The organism is Sinomonas sp. T428B (genome assembly GCF_056780155.1).
Map to the genome: position 1 here is coordinate 3,840,496 of NZ_JBRAZR010000001.1, position 14,293 is coordinate 3,854,788.

Annotated in this window: 12 protein-coding genes; 6 read left to right on the forward strand and 6 right to left on the reverse strand. The window is 72.7% G+C overall.

Annotated elements, in window-relative coordinates; all coding sequences use genetic code 11:
• Window position 1: 1 nt before the first annotated feature.
• Entirely contained in the window at window positions 2–2,416 is a 2,415-nt protein-coding gene (locus ACUYMY_RS17805) for a heavy metal translocating P-type ATPase (protein ID WP_481704843.1), read from the forward strand.
• A 24-nt stretch (window positions 2,417–2,440) separates the two neighbouring features.
• On the opposite strand, the gene ACUYMY_RS17810 is transcribed toward ACUYMY_RS17805, so the two are convergent.
• Both ACUYMY_RS17810 and ACUYMY_RS17815 read right to left on the reverse strand, forming a co-directional pair.
• Window positions 2,441–2,713: a DUF2277 domain-containing protein gene (locus ACUYMY_RS17810; protein ID WP_481704844.1), complete on the reverse strand. Its 273-nt coding sequence runs from the start codon at window positions 2,711–2,713 to the stop codon at window positions 2,441–2,443.
• Window positions 2,714–2,722: 9 nt separating this feature from the next.
• A complete protein-coding gene (locus tag ACUYMY_RS17815; RefSeq protein ID WP_481704845.1) occupies window positions 2,723–3,727 on the reverse strand; it encodes an EamA family transporter in 1,005 nt (334 codons plus the stop codon).
• A gap of 94 nt (window positions 3,728–3,821) precedes the next feature.
• Here ACUYMY_RS17815 and ACUYMY_RS17820 point away from each other — a divergent pair, with 94 nt between their 5' ends.
• Complete coding sequence (locus ACUYMY_RS17820) at window positions 3,822–4,376, forward strand: CGNR zinc finger domain-containing protein (protein ID WP_481704846.1); 555 nt, start codon at window positions 3,822–3,824, stop codon at window positions 4,374–4,376.
• A gap of 33 nt (window positions 4,377–4,409) precedes the next feature.
• Here the strand turns inward: ACUYMY_RS17820 and ACUYMY_RS17825 are convergent, their stop codons facing one another.
• The 4 genes from ACUYMY_RS17825 to ACUYMY_RS17840 form a co-directional block, all read right to left on the reverse strand.
• On the reverse strand, window positions 4,410–4,742 hold the full coding sequence (locus ACUYMY_RS17825) for a hypothetical protein (RefSeq protein WP_481704847.1): 333 nt from the start codon (window positions 4,740–4,742) through the stop codon (window positions 4,410–4,412).
• A 65-nt stretch (window positions 4,743–4,807) separates the two neighbouring features.
• Window positions 4,808–5,449 (reverse strand): hypothetical protein, encoded by a 642-nt coding sequence (locus ACUYMY_RS17830; RefSeq protein WP_481704848.1) that lies wholly within the window; start codon window positions 5,447–5,449, stop codon window positions 4,808–4,810.
• A gap of 21 nt (window positions 5,450–5,470) precedes the next feature.
• Window positions 5,471–7,261 (reverse strand): HNH endonuclease signature motif containing protein, encoded by a 1,791-nt coding sequence (locus ACUYMY_RS17835; RefSeq protein ID WP_481704849.1) that lies wholly within the window; start codon window positions 7,259–7,261, stop codon window positions 5,471–5,473.
• Between the two features lie 378 nt (window positions 7,262–7,639).
• Entirely contained in the window at window positions 7,640–8,986 is a 1,347-nt protein-coding gene (locus tag ACUYMY_RS17840) for an MATE family efflux transporter (RefSeq protein WP_481704850.1), read from the reverse strand.
• 189 nt (window positions 8,987–9,175) lie between these two features.
• Here ACUYMY_RS17840 and ACUYMY_RS17845 point away from each other — a divergent pair, with 189 nt between their 5' ends.
• From ACUYMY_RS17845 to ACUYMY_RS17860, 4 genes are read left to right on the forward strand one after another with little or no spacing between them, the layout of a single operon-like run.
• On the forward strand, window positions 9,176–10,717 hold the full coding sequence (locus tag ACUYMY_RS17845; RefSeq protein WP_481704851.1) for an ABC transporter substrate-binding protein: 1,542 nt from the start codon (window positions 9,176–9,178) through the stop codon (window positions 10,715–10,717).
• Between the two features lie 40 nt (window positions 10,718–10,757).
• Window positions 10,758–11,699 (forward strand): ABC transporter permease, encoded by a 942-nt coding sequence (locus ACUYMY_RS17850; RefSeq protein ID WP_481704852.1) that lies wholly within the window; start codon window positions 10,758–10,760, stop codon window positions 11,697–11,699.
• Entirely contained in the window at window positions 11,692–12,570 is an 879-nt protein-coding gene (locus ACUYMY_RS17855; protein ID WP_481704853.1) for an ABC transporter permease, read from the forward strand. Before ACUYMY_RS17850 ends, ACUYMY_RS17855 begins: the two co-directional genes overlap by 8 nt.
• Entirely contained in the window at window positions 12,563–14,212 is a 1,650-nt protein-coding gene (locus tag ACUYMY_RS17860; protein WP_481704854.1) for an ATP-binding cassette domain-containing protein, read from the forward strand. Before ACUYMY_RS17855 ends, ACUYMY_RS17860 begins: the two co-directional genes overlap by 8 nt.
• Window positions 14,213–14,293: the final 81 nt, after the last annotated feature.

The window sequence follows — 14,293 nt, forward strand, 5'->3', positions numbered from 1 at the left end:
CATGGGGGCCGACACCATCGGCGGACCCGGCGCCGCGGGCTCCGTCGGAGAGAGAGTCGTCGAGCTCGACATCGAGGGCATGACCTGCGCTTCCTGCGTCAATCGGGTCGAGCGCAAGCTCGGCAAGATCGAGGGCGTGCGCGCGAGCGTCAACCTCCCGCTCGAGTCCGCGCGGGTCGAGGTGCCCGCGGGCGTGAGCGACGAGCAGCTCCTCACCACCGTGGCCTCCGCGGGCTACACCGCGCGGCTCAAGGAGAGCCGAGCCGCGATCAGGCACGACGGGGCGTCGCCCGTCCAGGCGACCACCCCGCCGTCGTCCGCGACCGCATCCACCGCACCCCCGGTTGAGCCACCCGAATCCCGGGTGCAGCCGCCCGAGCCTCACGCGCAGCCCCACGCATCCCATCCCGCGCCGGGGGGCGCGCTCCTGCCCCGCCTCGCCGTCTCGGCGGCGTTCGCCGTGCCGGTGGTCCTGCTCTCGATGGTCCCGGCCGTGCAGTTCGCGCACTGGGGGTGGTTGGCCGCGGCGCTGGCCCTGCCGGTCGTGACGTGGGGCGCGTGGCCGTTCCACCGGGCGGCGGCCGTCAACGCGCGGCATCTGGCCTCGACGATGGACACGCTCGTGTCCCTCGGCGTCGCGGCGGCGTACCTCTACTCGCTCGTCCAGCTCGTCCTCGACCCACGGCTCACCGAGCACCCGGGCATGGAGATGTCCACTGGGGGGCTCTACTTCGAGGTCGCCGCGGTCGTGACTACCTTCCTCCTCCTGGGCCGCTGGCTCGAGGCCCGCGCGAAGGCGCGCGCCGGGGACGCCCTCCGGGCGCTCCTCGACCGCGGTGCCAAGCGCGCCACGGTGCTGCGCGGCGGCGTCGAGGTTGAGGTCCCGGCCGGCGAGCTCGCACCCGGCGACCTGTTCGTCGTGCGCCCGGGCGAGACGATCGCGACCGACGGGACCGTCTGCGAGGGCGAATCCGCCGTCGACGCCTCGATCATCACGGGCGAGTCCGTGCCCGTCGAGGTCGGGCCCGGCGACTCCGTGACGGGCGCGACGACCAACACGTCGGGGCGGCTCGTCGTCGAGGCGACGCGCGTGGGCTCCGAGACGACCCTCGCCGCGATGGCCCGCCTGGTCGCGGACGCGCAGTCGGGCAAGGCGCCGATCGCGCGGCTCGCGGACCGGATCAGCGCGGTGTTCGTGCCGATCGTCCTGGGCATCGCGGCGGTGACGTTCGCGGCCTGGCTCGCGCTCGGCGGCTCGCTCGCCGCCGCGTTCACGGCCGCCGTCGCGGTCCTCGTCATCGCGTGCCCGTGCGCGCTCGGCCTCGCAACGCCCGTGGGACTCCTGGCCGGCAGCGGGCGCGGCTCGCAGCTCGGCATCCTCATCCGCGGCCCACAGGTCCTCGAGGACACCCGCACCGTGGACACGGTCGTGCTCGACAAGACCGGGACCGTGACCACGGGCCGGCTCGCGCTCGACGCCGTCGACGCCTTCGCCCCCTGGGACGAGGCGACGCTCCTGCGGCTCGCGGGCGCGGTCGAGGCGGCCAGCGAGCACCCGCTAGCCCGCGCCGTCGCTCATTCGGCCCGCTCTGCCGTCCTGGCCAGCGCCTCAGCGCACCCGGCGGCGCACAGCGGCGCGCACGACGGCGGCGGGCCGCCCGCCGTCGTCGGTTTCCGCTCGGCGCCGGGCGGCGGTGTCGTGGGGACTGTCGAGGGGCACGAGGTGCGCGTCGGGCGCTCGGCGTGGGTCTGGGACGGGCCCGCGGAGGGGCCCGCCGAGGCCCAGCGCGCCCTGTTCGAGCGGCGCGAGGCGGAGGGCGCGACCGCGGTGTGGGCTGCCGTCGACGGCGCTCCGGCCGGCATCCTCTCGCTGCGGGACACGGTCAAGCCGGGCTCGGCGGCCGGTATCGCGCGGCTCAAGGCGCTCGGCCTGCGGCCCGTCCTGCTCACCGGGGACAACGCCGCCGTCGCGGCGCGGGTCGCCGCGGAGGTGGGGATCGCGCCCGAGGACGTCCACGCGGGCGTCCGGCCGGAGGGCAAGGTCGAGGCCGTGCGGCGGCTCCAGGCCTCCGGGGCCCGGGTCGCGATGGCCGGCGACGGCGTCAACGACGCCCCCGCCCTCGCACAGGCGGACCTCGGCATCGCGATGGGCTCGGGGACCGACGTCGCGCGCGAGGCGGCCGAGCTCACGGTCATGGGCGACGACCTCGGGCAGGTCGCGACCGCGATCGAACTGTCCCGCCGGACGCTGAAGACCATCAAGGCGAACCTGTTCTGGGCGTTCTTCTACAACGCCGTGGGCATTCCCGTCGCGGCGCTGGGGCTCCTGAACCCCATGGTCGCGGGCGCGGCGATGGCGGCGAGCTCGGTGCTCGTCGTCGCGAACTCGCTGCGGCTCACGCGGTTCGGGCGTTAACCCGGGTCAGGCCGTTCCGAAACGCTACGCAGTTCCAAAACGCACGGCCGCCCGGGCCTTCGCCTTCGCCGCCTCGACCTCGCGGTCGCGCGGCGGGGCGGAGGTCACGAGCTCCTCGAGGAGGTGCGCCGTGATGTGGGCGATCTCCTCGACGGCGCGCGTGAACGCTGCCTCATTGGCCTTGGACGGGTGCGTGCTCCCGCTCACCTTGCGCACATACTGGAGCGCCGCGGCGTGGACCTCTTCGCTCGTCGCGTGCGGCTCGAAGTTGTGCAGGACCTTGATGTTGCGGCACATGCCTCCATGCTAGGCGCGAGGCTGCGCGACGGGCAGGGGCCCTGTCGTGGCCTCGAGGAGGCTCTCCGACACCGGCGCAGCTGCAGGGGCGCGGAGCTCGTCCATGCGGACCAGGACCACGCCGGCCACGATGAGCGCCCCGCCGAGCGCCTGCACGGGCCCCGGCACTTCGCCGAGCATGAGCCACGAGGCGATGACCGCGAAGAGCACCTCGGTGAGCGAGACGAAGCTCGCGACCTTCGAGCCGAGGCGCTGGGCGCCGACGATCCCGAGGACGTACGCGATCACTGCCGCCACGATGGTGATCCCCAGGATCGGCACGAACCAGGCGACCTCGCCGCCCAGGAGCTCGACAGAGCCGAAGGTCGCGGCCACGGGCAGGAGCCCCACGAGGGCCAGGGCCCCGATGGTCAGGGTCCCGAAGACCATGCCGCCGGCGACGACGACGAAGGGCGGCAGCACGCCGTCGGACTTCGCCGAGAGCACGAAGTACACGGCGAGGCAGCCCGCCGCGGCGACGCCCCACAGGACGCCGACGACGTCGACGCTGCGGGCGCTCATGAGGTCGAGCACGAGGACCAGTCCGCCCATGGCGATGAGCGAGCCAATGATCGTGAGGCTGCCCGGGCGCCGGCGCGTGCGGAGCCAGATCCAGCCCACGATGAGGATGGGGCCGAGGTACTCGAGCATGAGCGCGACGGGCGGGCTCATGCGGTTGACGGCGTTGAAGTAGAAGAACTGGCACAGCGCGACGGCGACGGCGCCGTAGCCCGCCATGAGCCCGAGGGCGCCGCGGAGCCGGTTCCACTGGCCGCGCATCATCCACAGGGCAGGGCCGATCATGATGAGCGCGGCGAGGCCGATGCGCACGCCGACGATCGCGCCCGAGGTCCAGCCGGCCTCGAGCAGGGACTTGCCGAGAGGCCCCGAGACGCCGAACGTCGCGGCCGACAGCAGGGCGAACACGAGTCCGGACGCCGAACGGTTCGCGGAGAGCGCGGCCGCAGCGCGCATGGGGGCACCTCCCGGGATGTCATGAGTAAAAGAGGGGTATGGTAGTGACAGCAGATGGTAGTGACAGTAGTCCCGCGACCCGTCAGGAGTCAATGTGATCTTCACCCATGACACCGAGGTGGCCCTCAGGAGCGTCGTGAACCTCGTGAACACGCTCGATCCCCTTGACCCCGAGGCGGGCGAGGAGCTAGTGACGGGCGCCGACCTCGACGCGTTCCTCGAGCGCGAGCGCTTCAGCGGCTCGCGGACGCACGACGGCGATGAGCTGGCCGCGGTGCGCGCGCTGCGGTCGCGCCTGCGGACGCTGTGGGAGGCGACCGAGGACGAGGCGGTCGAGCTCGTCAACGCCCTGATGCGCGAGGCGCAGGCCCTCCCCCAGCTCGTCAAGCACGACGGGTGGGACTGGCACCTGCACGCGACGACGCCCGAGGCGCCGCTCTCCGACCGGATGGGCACAGAGGCCGCGATGGCCTTCGTCGACGTGATCCGCGCCAAGGAGCTCGACCGGCTGCGGGTGTGCGCGGCGGAGGACTGCGAGGCCGTGCTGATCGACCTGTCCAAGAACCGCTCGAAGCGCTACTGCGACACCGGGAACTGCGCCAACCGGGCGCACGTACGCGCCTACCGGGAGCGCCGGGCGGCGGGGTAGGCCTGCGCGGGCCTCGGGGGCTGCGAGGTCTGGCTACTTCTGCGGGGTGTCGTCGCCCCGGTCGTCACCGGCGTCCGGGTCCGGCGCATCGTCCGGCTTCCGGTCCGACGAGCGGAGGTTCACGCCCGAGCCCTGGCCGAGGTGCTCGGCGTTCTCCTTGTAGCTCATGGAAAGCATGGCGGCGATGACGAGGCACACGATGAAGGCGATGCCCGCGCCGCTGAACGCGAGGTCGAAGCGCAGGCCCTTATTGGTGCCGCCGGAGCCGAAGAAGAGCACGGCGAAGAACGCGAGCACTCCGAAGAAGGCAGAGAACATGAGCGGGCCCTTGATCCCGACGCGGGGACCGCGCGGTGAGTCGGACATGGGGGCCCTCCTGTGCTGGCCGGGGGTGGTGCGAGAGTTCTACGCGCAGTAGAACCCTCTTGATTCTATGCCACGTCGGGACGCGGCCGGGAATCGTGCCTCAGGGTCAGGCCCGCGACGGCGAAGAGGACGCCCGTGATGATGGCGGCGCCGCCCGAGACGCCGAGCAGCGCGTGGGCTCCGAGCTCGGTGAAGAACGGCAGCAGGATGGCGGCCCCCATATGCACGACGCCGGCGATCACCGCATCGCGCGCGAGCGGGCTCCGGCGTCGGCCGGCAAGGCCGCGGAACAGGTCCGAGGCGCCCGTGAAGCCGAGCGCGATGGCCCCGCCTGCGGCGAGGACGACGGGCTGCGGTGCCGCACCGAGGGCGATCCCGAGGGCGGCCGCGAAGCCGTAGGCGGCAGAAGCGATCGTGCGCTGCGCCTTCGAGGGCCGGGCCGCGGGATCCACCAGACGGCCCTCCTCGCGCAGCTGCCACGCCTGGGCGGCGGCGAGCCCCACGAAGTAGGCGCCGAGCGCCCAGGCCGCGCCCGCCGTCGTCGGCTGGCCCCAGAACACCGTCACTGCGCCGAAGACGAGCGCGGCGGCCGCGCGCAGCAGAACCGGGCGCCACAGGGTGGGCGAGACCGCGGGCGACGGCGTGCTCGGGCTCCCGGAGGAAGCGGAGGGCACGCCGGACGCGGGGCTTGTGGGGATGTTCGGCACGCAGCAAGTCTAGCGAGCCTGTCAGAACGGCGGCTGCGCCTCGTGGAACGGCGGCTCCTCGGGCTTTCGCGGGACGGACGACGGCGGTATGTCACTCGGAGTGACATCTCTCTGAGGGACGGCGCGTTCTTCAGTGTCGACGGCGCTTCGGGACGGGCCCTCCGGCGACGCCTCCGACATGTCACTCGGAGTGACATGCCCCTGCTGCTGGCGGACCTTGAGGGCGGTGGCCAGAGTCAACCACGGCTCGGCGTCCATGGGGCGGCCCCACCCGGTCCGGCCGGGCCAGTCAGGTGGATCGCCGGGGAGGGCATCCGTCACGTAGGCCTCGTCGGCTCCAGCGAAACTCGATGCCGTCCACCCGTCGGGGCATCCATCCCCGACGAGCTCGCCCGCCTCTCCCCCGGAGTCGCAGACCGCCTCCCCTCGAGGAGTCTCATACTGCTCGGGGAAGCCGGTCAGCCTCTGGTCTGAGGGTGTCGAGAGCGCGATCCGCCCGGGGGCGAGGCCGCCCAGGGTGTCGGCCGCAGCGTCGATCAGGCCGAGGGTCTTGAGCCTGTGGTGCCGGGCGCAGAGGCAGACGAGATTGTCGGGGTCCGTCGAACCGCCGTTCGCCCACTCGTGGAGGTGGTCGATCTCGCACGAGAGCGCCGGGACGCTGCAACCCGGCCACCGGCACGTCACGTCACGCGCCCTAATGAAGGCGGCGAGCGCCGCCGGTGGCCGATAGCGCCGGCGTCCCATGCCGACAACGGTTCCTTCGGCGTCCGTGAACGCGATCCACCAACCCGGGGCGGAGGCGGCGAGGTCCCGCGCCGTAGCGGCGTCGAGCGGGCCCATCCCGCCCAGCACCGCGCCGTCGTCCGCGGCCCCGAGGAGCGTCGCGACAGGGACCGTGATGGTGACATCGGCCCGAACCCCTCCGCGTGAGCGCGTTCGACGGCGGCGGCGATTCGCCCGCGTACCGCGGGGGGCGCCATCGAGCTCTCCTCCAAGGATGGCCGCCGCACAGACGTCGGCGCGAAGCTGGGCGAGCGTGCGAGTCTCTCCCGGCTCCTTGGAGAGGGCCCGCGCCTCCCGATCGATCCGGGTGTAGGCCGCGTGGCCGACCTCCTCGGGCAGGAGGATTGCCAGCGTCGACATGCCGTCCTCCTCCGGACGGAGTTCGACACGCCTCTCGAGCGCTGCGCGCTGCTTGCGCACGCTCGCGGACTCGGGATGGGCACGCTCCCGGAAGCCCTTGGCGGATCGGCGGACCTCGATGCTCGTCCGCAGCCGGCCGGCCCTGTCCCTCGCCGAGGCGAGGCACCGGCGGGCGTAGTCCTCGACCGAGTCCGGGGGCACGCCCTCTGCCTGATCCATGATGACGTCGGCGTGCCGGGGGCCGATGTGCCCCTCCTCCTGCGCATCCAGCACGGCGGCGAACGGGCCCGCCAGGCGGAGGGAGCGGGCGACGACCCGCTGGGCCTGTCCGTCCGTGAGGGACAGGGCCGCGGAGGTCTCGACCACCGTCATGGACCGCGCCTCGGACGCCCCGATGCGGACCGTATGCCCGCCTTGGGGCTCCCGCTGCATCGTGAAATCGCCATATGCGTCGGCGACGGCGCGGACCTGGCCGGCGTCCGACCATCCGATGAGCCGCGCGAAGTCCTGGAGGAGCGCCGAGCGCTGCGCGGGAGTCAGCTCGCCCTCGGGCAGCACGAGCCTTCCCTTGAGGGGCGAGTCCCGGCCCGGCGTGAACTCCATGTGGATGCCCGGGGCCCGGAGCGAGTGCTTCTCCAGCAGCTCCCGGAGGTCGCTCGCGCTGGGCAAGGGATCGTCGTCTGGTGCTGTGCCCTCGGAGTCCTCAGGCGACGGCGGCTCATCGTCTGGCGGGCGCTCAGGCGTCGGGTTGACCTCTGGGATCCCGTCCCCCAGGGGCTGGTCTCCCCTATGTCCCCCGCCCAAGCCACGCTCGTCCCCCATGCCATCGTCCGGACCTTCGAGACCGTCAGACTCGTCCTGGCTCTGCTGCTCCACCGCGCCCCCTCGCCTGCTGCCCGGCCCGAGGTGATGGGCCGACTTGGCGTTCCGTGGCCGCCGTCCGGCCACCGTCACAGCGTCTCAGAGGGGTCCGACATTTTTCGCTCGCCAGAGCGCCGCGAAGAGGCCATTCAGCTCGTCGTCAAGGCCCGCCGAATCACCGTCGAATCAGTGCGCCCCGAGGACCATCCACACATCCCCGCGGGCGCGCCAGCCGAGGGTCGCGGCGCGGGCGAGCATGTAGCCGCCTGCGAAGGCAGCCCACAGCCAGCCCAGGCCCTCCGGCCCGTCCACGCCCGAGGCCGCGACCCAGGCCAGGAGCGGCCCGTAGATCACGAGGTTGAGCACGCCGGCAACGGCGAGGTAGCGGGCATCCCCGGCGCCGATGAGCACGCCGTCGAGCACGAAGACGACGCCGCACACGGGCTGGCTCAGGGCCAGAACGAGGAGGGCGGGTGTCAGGGCGGCGTGGACGCTCGCGTCGGTCGTGAAGATCCAGCCCGTCCAGGGGGCGGCCACGGCGAGCAGGGCGCCGGTGATGGCACCGAAGCCGAGGGACCAACGGACCATGGTCGCGGTGAGCTCGCGGGCCCGCTCCGGATGCGAGGCGCCGAGCTCCTTGCCGATGAGGGCCTGCGCCGCGATCGCGAGGGCGTCGAGGGCGAAGGCGAGGAAGCTGAAGATGGTCATCGCGAGCTGGTGGGCCGCGAGGTTGGCCGAGCCCTGCGCGGTCGCGACGACGACGGTCACGAGGATCGCCGCGCGCAGGCTCAGCGTGCGGAGCATGAGCCACGAGCCCACCCGGGCCGCCGCGAGGAGGCCGTGCCTGGTCGGGGCGAGTCCGACGCCCTCGTGGCGCATCCGCCGCAGGACGATCCCGACGTAGACCCCCGCCATGGCGAGCTGCGCAACGCTCGTGCCCACCGCCGATCCCGCCACACCCCAGCCGAAGCCGTAGACGAAGAGCAGGTTGAGGGCGATGTTCCCCGTGAAACCAGCCGCGGCCACGACGAGCGGCGTCCGCGTGTCCTGGAGCCCGCGCAGCACGCCCGTGCCCGCGAAGACGAGCAGCATGCCGACGAGGCCGGGCATGGACCAGACGAGGTAGTCGACGGCGTGGCGCGCGACGGCGGGCGCTGCACCGAAGAGGCCGACGACGCCGGGCGCCGTCGCCCACCCGAGCACCGCGAGGAGGAGGCCGAGCAGCAGGGCCAGCCACACGCCGTCGCGCGCGGCGGACATCGCGTGGCCCATCTTCCCCGCCCCGAGGAAGCGCGCGACGGCGGGGCCGGTCCCGTACGCGAGGAAGACCATGAGCCCGACGGCGGTCTGCAGCACCGTCGTGGCGAGCCCGAGCCCGGCGAGCTGATCGACACCGAGGTGGCCCACGATCGCCGAGTCCGCGAGCAGGAACAGCGGCTCGGCGATGAGGGCGAAGAAGGCGGGGACGGCGAGCCGGAGGATCTCCCGGGCGGTCGACGCCCGGCGACCGGCAGCGAGGCGGGATCGGATCACGGGACAACCCTACGCAGGGACCCCGACAGGCGAGGCCGGTGGCGGCGGAGAGCACGAACTGCGCTCACATTAGAACAGCCTTTTTTGACTTAATTGGACCAACGGGCAAGGTTTGCCTAACCTAGCTCCGGATTGTCCCAATGTCTTCAATGCCCCACTCAGGGGCGCAGCGCTTTCCTAGGTGGTTCTATGCGTGCTTGGCTTCGATCGTCGGCGATCGGACTGACGGCTCTGCTCGCCCTCTCCGGGTGTGGCTTCAACGGGGTGCAGGGGGAGTCCCAGGCCCCGGACCCGAACCAGCGGATCGTTGTGGACAACTTCCGCGCACCGGTCGCCGACTGGTCCCTCGCGAGCGACGCTGCGTACATCCTCTCGCTCTCGGGCTGCCTCGAGACCCTGACCCGCTACGACGAGGCCAAGGGCGAGATCGTCCCGTCCCTCGCGACCGGCTGGAAGCAGGTCTCGCCGCTCGAGTGGGACTTCACCCTGCGCGAGGGCGTGCAGTTCCAGGACGGGACCCCGCTGACGGCGGACGCCGTCGTGACGTCGCTGCAGTCCGTCCTCAAGGCTCCCGTCCCGGCCCGCGCCTTCGGCCCCTCGACGGTCAGCTCGGTCGCCGCAGTCGACGAGCACACGGTGCGGATCACGACGCCGGCCGAGAGCCCGCTCGTGCCCTACCGCCTCGCAAGCGTCAACACCGGGGTGCTGTCCCCGGCCGCCTTCGCGGGCGCGACGGTGGACCCGTTCGGCCACTGCACGGGCCCGTTCAAGGCCGTGTCCGAGGTGCCCAAGCAGTCGCTGACCCTCGACCGCAACGAGAACTACTGGGGCGGGCAGGTGCAGCTCGCCGGCGCCGAGATCCGCTTCATCACGGATGGCGCGACCCGCGCGACCCAGGTCCAGACCGGGGAGGCCGACGTCTCCCTGTCCATCCCGGTCTCGAGCCTCGCCGCCCTGCAGGCGGATTCCCGCGTCGAGGTCCTCAAGGCCAATTCGCCCCGGACGGCGACCCTGTACATGAACAACGGCAGGGCCCCGTTCGACAGCGTCGACTTCCGCAAGGCCGTCCGCTCCGCGCTGGACCTGGATGCCCTGGCCGCGAGCGTCTATGAGGGCGCCGCCCTGCCCGCCACCGGGCCCTTCGCCCCCTCGGAGCCGTGGGCCATCGAGGGCGCCCAGGCGCCGCGGCAGGACCTGGACGAGGCGAAGAAGCTCCTCGCCTCGGCCGGGTACACCGCGGAGCGGCCGCTCGAGATCATCGCGATCGTCGAGCGGGCCGAGTTCGCCGACGTCGCCACGGTCGTCCAGGAGAACCTCAAGAAGGTGGGCGTCCCGGTCTCGATCAAGACCGCCGAGTACGCCGCGATCGAGCGCGACCTCTTCGCCGGCAACTACGACATGGTGCTGAGCCAGCGCAATCGACTGATCGACATCGCGGACCCGATCGGCTTCCTCACCGCCGACTACACGTGCAAGGGCACCTACAACCTCAGCCACTTCTGCAACGCGGACTACGACAGGCTCATCGGCCAGGCTGCCACCACGGCCGACGCCGAGCAGCGGTACAAGCTCTACGCCCAGGCCGGGCAGATCCTGCAGGACCAGGCCGTGAACGTCTGGCTCGTCAACGAGCAGGCCATCGACGCGATCGGCGCCGACCTGCAGAACTACTCGCAGGACCCACTGTCCCGGTACGTGGTGCGTTCGGTGACGGCCAAGCCCGGAACGTGAGCGCGTTCCACCCGGCGGCCCCGGCACGGGGCGGCGGCCAGTGAGGGTGTTCCTGGCCAGGAGGACGGCGGCCCTGGGGGTCACCGTCCTGCTGGCGTCCTTCGTGGTCTTCCTCATCCCCTACGTGACACCGGGGGACCCGGTGCGCAAGATCATCCGCTCCCGGGTGGCGGGCGAGCTGGTCGACGATTCCGCCGTCCAGGGGCTCGCGGCAGAGCTGGGGCTCAACGACTCCCTCCCGGCGCAGTACGTGAGGTGGCTGGGGCACTTCGTGACCGGGGACATGGGCCTCTCGTACACGAGCCGCACGCCCGTCGTCGAGCATGTGCTGCCCGCGCTGTGGATCACGCTCAGCCTGACGGTTGTGACGCTGGCGGTCGCCGCCCTCGCCGCCACCGCCCTGGGGACCCTCGCCGCCCTCCGGGAGGGGCGCCTGGCCGACAGGATCGTCACCGCGTTCACGCAGGCGCTCATCGCGATGCCCGAGTACTGGCTCGCCCCGATGCTCGTGCTGGTCTTCGCCCTCAACCTCTCTGTGCTCCCCTCCGCCGGCTGGACCGGCCCGTCCTCGATGGTCCTGCCCGTGGCCGTCCTCGCGATCCGCCCGCTGAGCCACTTCACGTCCGCGGTCCGCGAGGGGATGCTCGACGCCCTGGGCGGTGAGCACGTCCTCGCCGCCCGCGCGCGGGGGCTCAGCTACCCCCAGACCGTGTGGAAGCACGTGATCCCCAACGGCCTCCTGCCGCTCACGACCCTGACGGGTGTCTGGTTCGCCGGCCTGCTGGGCGGGTCCGTCATCGTGGAGGTCATCTTCTCGGTCCCGGGGATGGGCCGTCTGCTGTACGACGCCGTGCTCAACAGCGACATCCCCCTCGCGCAGGGCGGTGTCGTCTTCGTCGTCGGCCTCGCCGTCGTCCTGACCACCGCAGGGGACCTGCTCCACGCCGTCCTGAACCCCCGGATGAGAGGCAGCCATGCGTAGCCGCCCCGCCCTGATCGTCGCGGCGTCGGTCCTTGTCCTGGTCGTGCTGGCCGTGGCCCTCGCGCCCTGGATCAGCCCCTATCCCCCAGCCCAGCAGGACCTCGCCCATCGCCTCGCGCCTGCCAGCCCAGCCCACTGGCTCGGCACCGACCACCTCGGCAGGGACACGCTGTCCCGGCTGCTCGAGGGCGGGAGCTTCTCGCTCGCCGTCGCGTGCGCGGCCACCGTGCTCACCGCGGCGGTCGGCACGGCCATCGGCGTGGTCAGCGCCCGACGCCGGGGCTGGCTCGACGAGGTCCTGACCCGCACGAGCGACGTCCTGCTCGCCCTGCCCGAGATGGTCGTCGCCCTGTTCCTCGTGGCCGTGCTCGGCGCAGGCCCCGTGTCCCTCCTGCTGGCCCTGGCCGTGACGGGCTGGACGCCGTTCGCGCGGCTCGCCCGGGCGCTCGCCTACGATGTCTCCTCGCGCGGCTTCGTCGAGGCCGCGCGCGTGCTGGGCTGCTCGCCGTCGTTCATCGTCTTCCGGCACCTCCTGCCCCACCTCTCAGGGCCGCTCCTGGGTCAGGCCGCGCTGCGGTTCGGGCAGTTCCTCATCGCCGTCGGCGCCCTCTCCTACCTCGGCCTCGGGGTGCAGCCGCCGCAGTCCGACTGGGGCTCCATGCTCGCCTCGGCCCAGCCGTATGCGGCGCGGTCGCCGCTCGGGGTCCTGGCCCCGGGCCTCGTCATCTTCACCGTGGCCCTGTGCGTGACCCTCATCGGCCAGCACGTCGCGGCCCTGGCCGGCTCGAGGACGCTCGTCTCGCCGGCCCTGTCGGGCTGGCCGACCCTGTCGAGCTCGCCGGGCCTGTCGGGGAAGGACTCCCGTGTCTGAGGGCCTCGTCATCGAGGGGCTGCGGGTCGGCCACCGGCAGTCACCGCTGCTGTCCGGCGTCGACCTCACCGTGGCCCCGGGCGAGTTCGTGGCCCTGGTCGGTGCCTCCGGGAGCGGCAAGACCCTGATCGCCCTGTCCGTCCTGGGGCTGCTGCCCCGGCACGTGCGCATCGAGGGCGGGTCGATCCGCCTGGGCGGCACGGACCTGACGCGGGCCAGAGAGGCCGAGCTGAACCGGGTGCGCGGCGGGCGGATCGGCATGCTCTACCAGCAGCCCAAGCGCGTGCTCAACCCGCGCCGCAGCATCCGCAGCCACCTGCTCGAGCCGCTCGCGCTCCACCGGGGGCTCCGGGGGAAGGCGGCGGACGAGCGCGCGCTCGAGCTGCTCGCCGATACAGGGTTCGCCGACCCGGCGTCGTGCGCGGACGCCTACCCCCACGAGCTCTCGGGGGGCATGGCGCAGCGCGCAATGGTCGCCGTAGCCCTGGCAGGCCAGCCGGAGCTCCTGCTCGCGGACGAGCCGACGTCGGCCCTCGACCCCGTGCTCGAGCGGCAGGTCCTGGACCTCATCGACCGGCAGCGCCGCGAGCACGGCCTCGGGATCCTGTACATCACGCACAACCTCGCCACCGTCTCCGCGTACGCCGACCGGGTCGCCGTCATGCATGCGGGCCGGATCGAGGAGTCCGGGCCGGCGACCGCCGTCCTCAACGCGCCGCGGACGGACTGCACGCGCGCCCTCCGGGATGCCGCGGCGCTCACTCCGGACCCGAGCCCGCGCCCCGGCACCGGCGCCGGGGCCGCGGCAGCCGCGGAGCACGCCGTCGTGCTCGAGGGAGTCACGAAGCGCTTCCCCGGGAACGGCCGCCAGGCCTGCGCGGCGCTGGAGGACGTCTCCCTCGAGGTGCGGGACGGAGAGATCCTGGGGGTCCTGGGGCAGTCCGGCTCGGGCAAGAGCACGCTCGCGCGGCTCGTCGTCGGACTCGAGGCGGCCGACGCCGGCCGGGTCGCCACGGCGGGCGACGCCGCCGTCCGCTCTCCTGCGGTGGGCCGGGACGTGCAGCTCGTGTTCCAGGAGCCGCACGACTCTTTCGATCCCCGCATGCGGCTGCGCACGAGCCTCGAGGCCCCCCTGCTGGCGGGGTGGAAGGCGCGGCGCAGGGCGCAGCGCTGGGGTAAGGGCGAGACGCCGGCCGCCCGGCGCGAGCGCATCGATCAGGCCGTGCGGGAGGTGGACCTCGATCCGGCCATCCTCGACAGGTATCCCGGGCAGTGCTCGGGGGGTCAGCTCCAGCGGCTCGCGATCGCGCGGGCGCTCCTGCTCGAGCCGGCGGTGCTCATCTGCGACGAGGCCACCTCGGCCCTCGACGCCGTGACCCAGCGGACGGTTCTGGACCTCCTGCGGCGCCTGCACGAGAGCCGCCGGCTGACGCTCGTCCTGATCTCCCACGACCTGAGCGTGATCCGGTACATGAGCCACCGCGTGGCCGTGCTCCACCGGGGCGAGCTCGTCGAGCTGGCGGACACCGCGGACTTCTTCGCCCGGCCCCGGCACGAGCACAGCCGGCAGCTCGTCGCGGCGGCGCTGCCCCCGGCGTGCGCGATTCTGGAGGACCAGCGCTTCCTTCAGCCGAGCCCGTGACGGGGGCCCCGATGACGTGGGCCCCAGTGAATTTGACGTAAATGCAGCAAGCACCCTGCAGGTCGAGTGCAGGGTGCTTGC

Bases quoted from the DNA above. Each gene is read 5' to 3' on its own strand.
- ACUYMY_RS17805 (WP_481704843.1), top strand. From the start codon at position 2: ATGGGGGCCGACACCATCGGCGGACCCGGCGCCGCGGGCTCCGTCGGA.
- ACUYMY_RS17810 (WP_481704844.1), bottom strand. From the start codon at position 2,713: ATGTGCCGCAACATCAAGGTCCTGCACAACTTCGAGCCGCACGCGACG.
- ACUYMY_RS17815 (WP_481704845.1), bottom strand. From the start codon at position 3,727: ATGCGCGCTGCGGCCGCGCTCTCCGCGAACCGTTCGGCGTCCGGACTC.
- ACUYMY_RS17825 (WP_481704847.1), bottom strand. From the start codon at position 4,742: ATGTCCGACTCACCGCGCGGTCCCCGCGTCGGGATCAAGGGCCCGCTC.
- ACUYMY_RS17845 (WP_481704851.1), top strand. From the start codon at position 9,176: ATGCGTGCTTGGCTTCGATCGTCGGCGATCGGACTGACGGCTCTGCTC.
- ACUYMY_RS17855 (WP_481704853.1), top strand. From the start codon at position 11,692: ATGCGTAGCCGCCCCGCCCTGATCGTCGCGGCGTCGGTCCTTGTCCTG.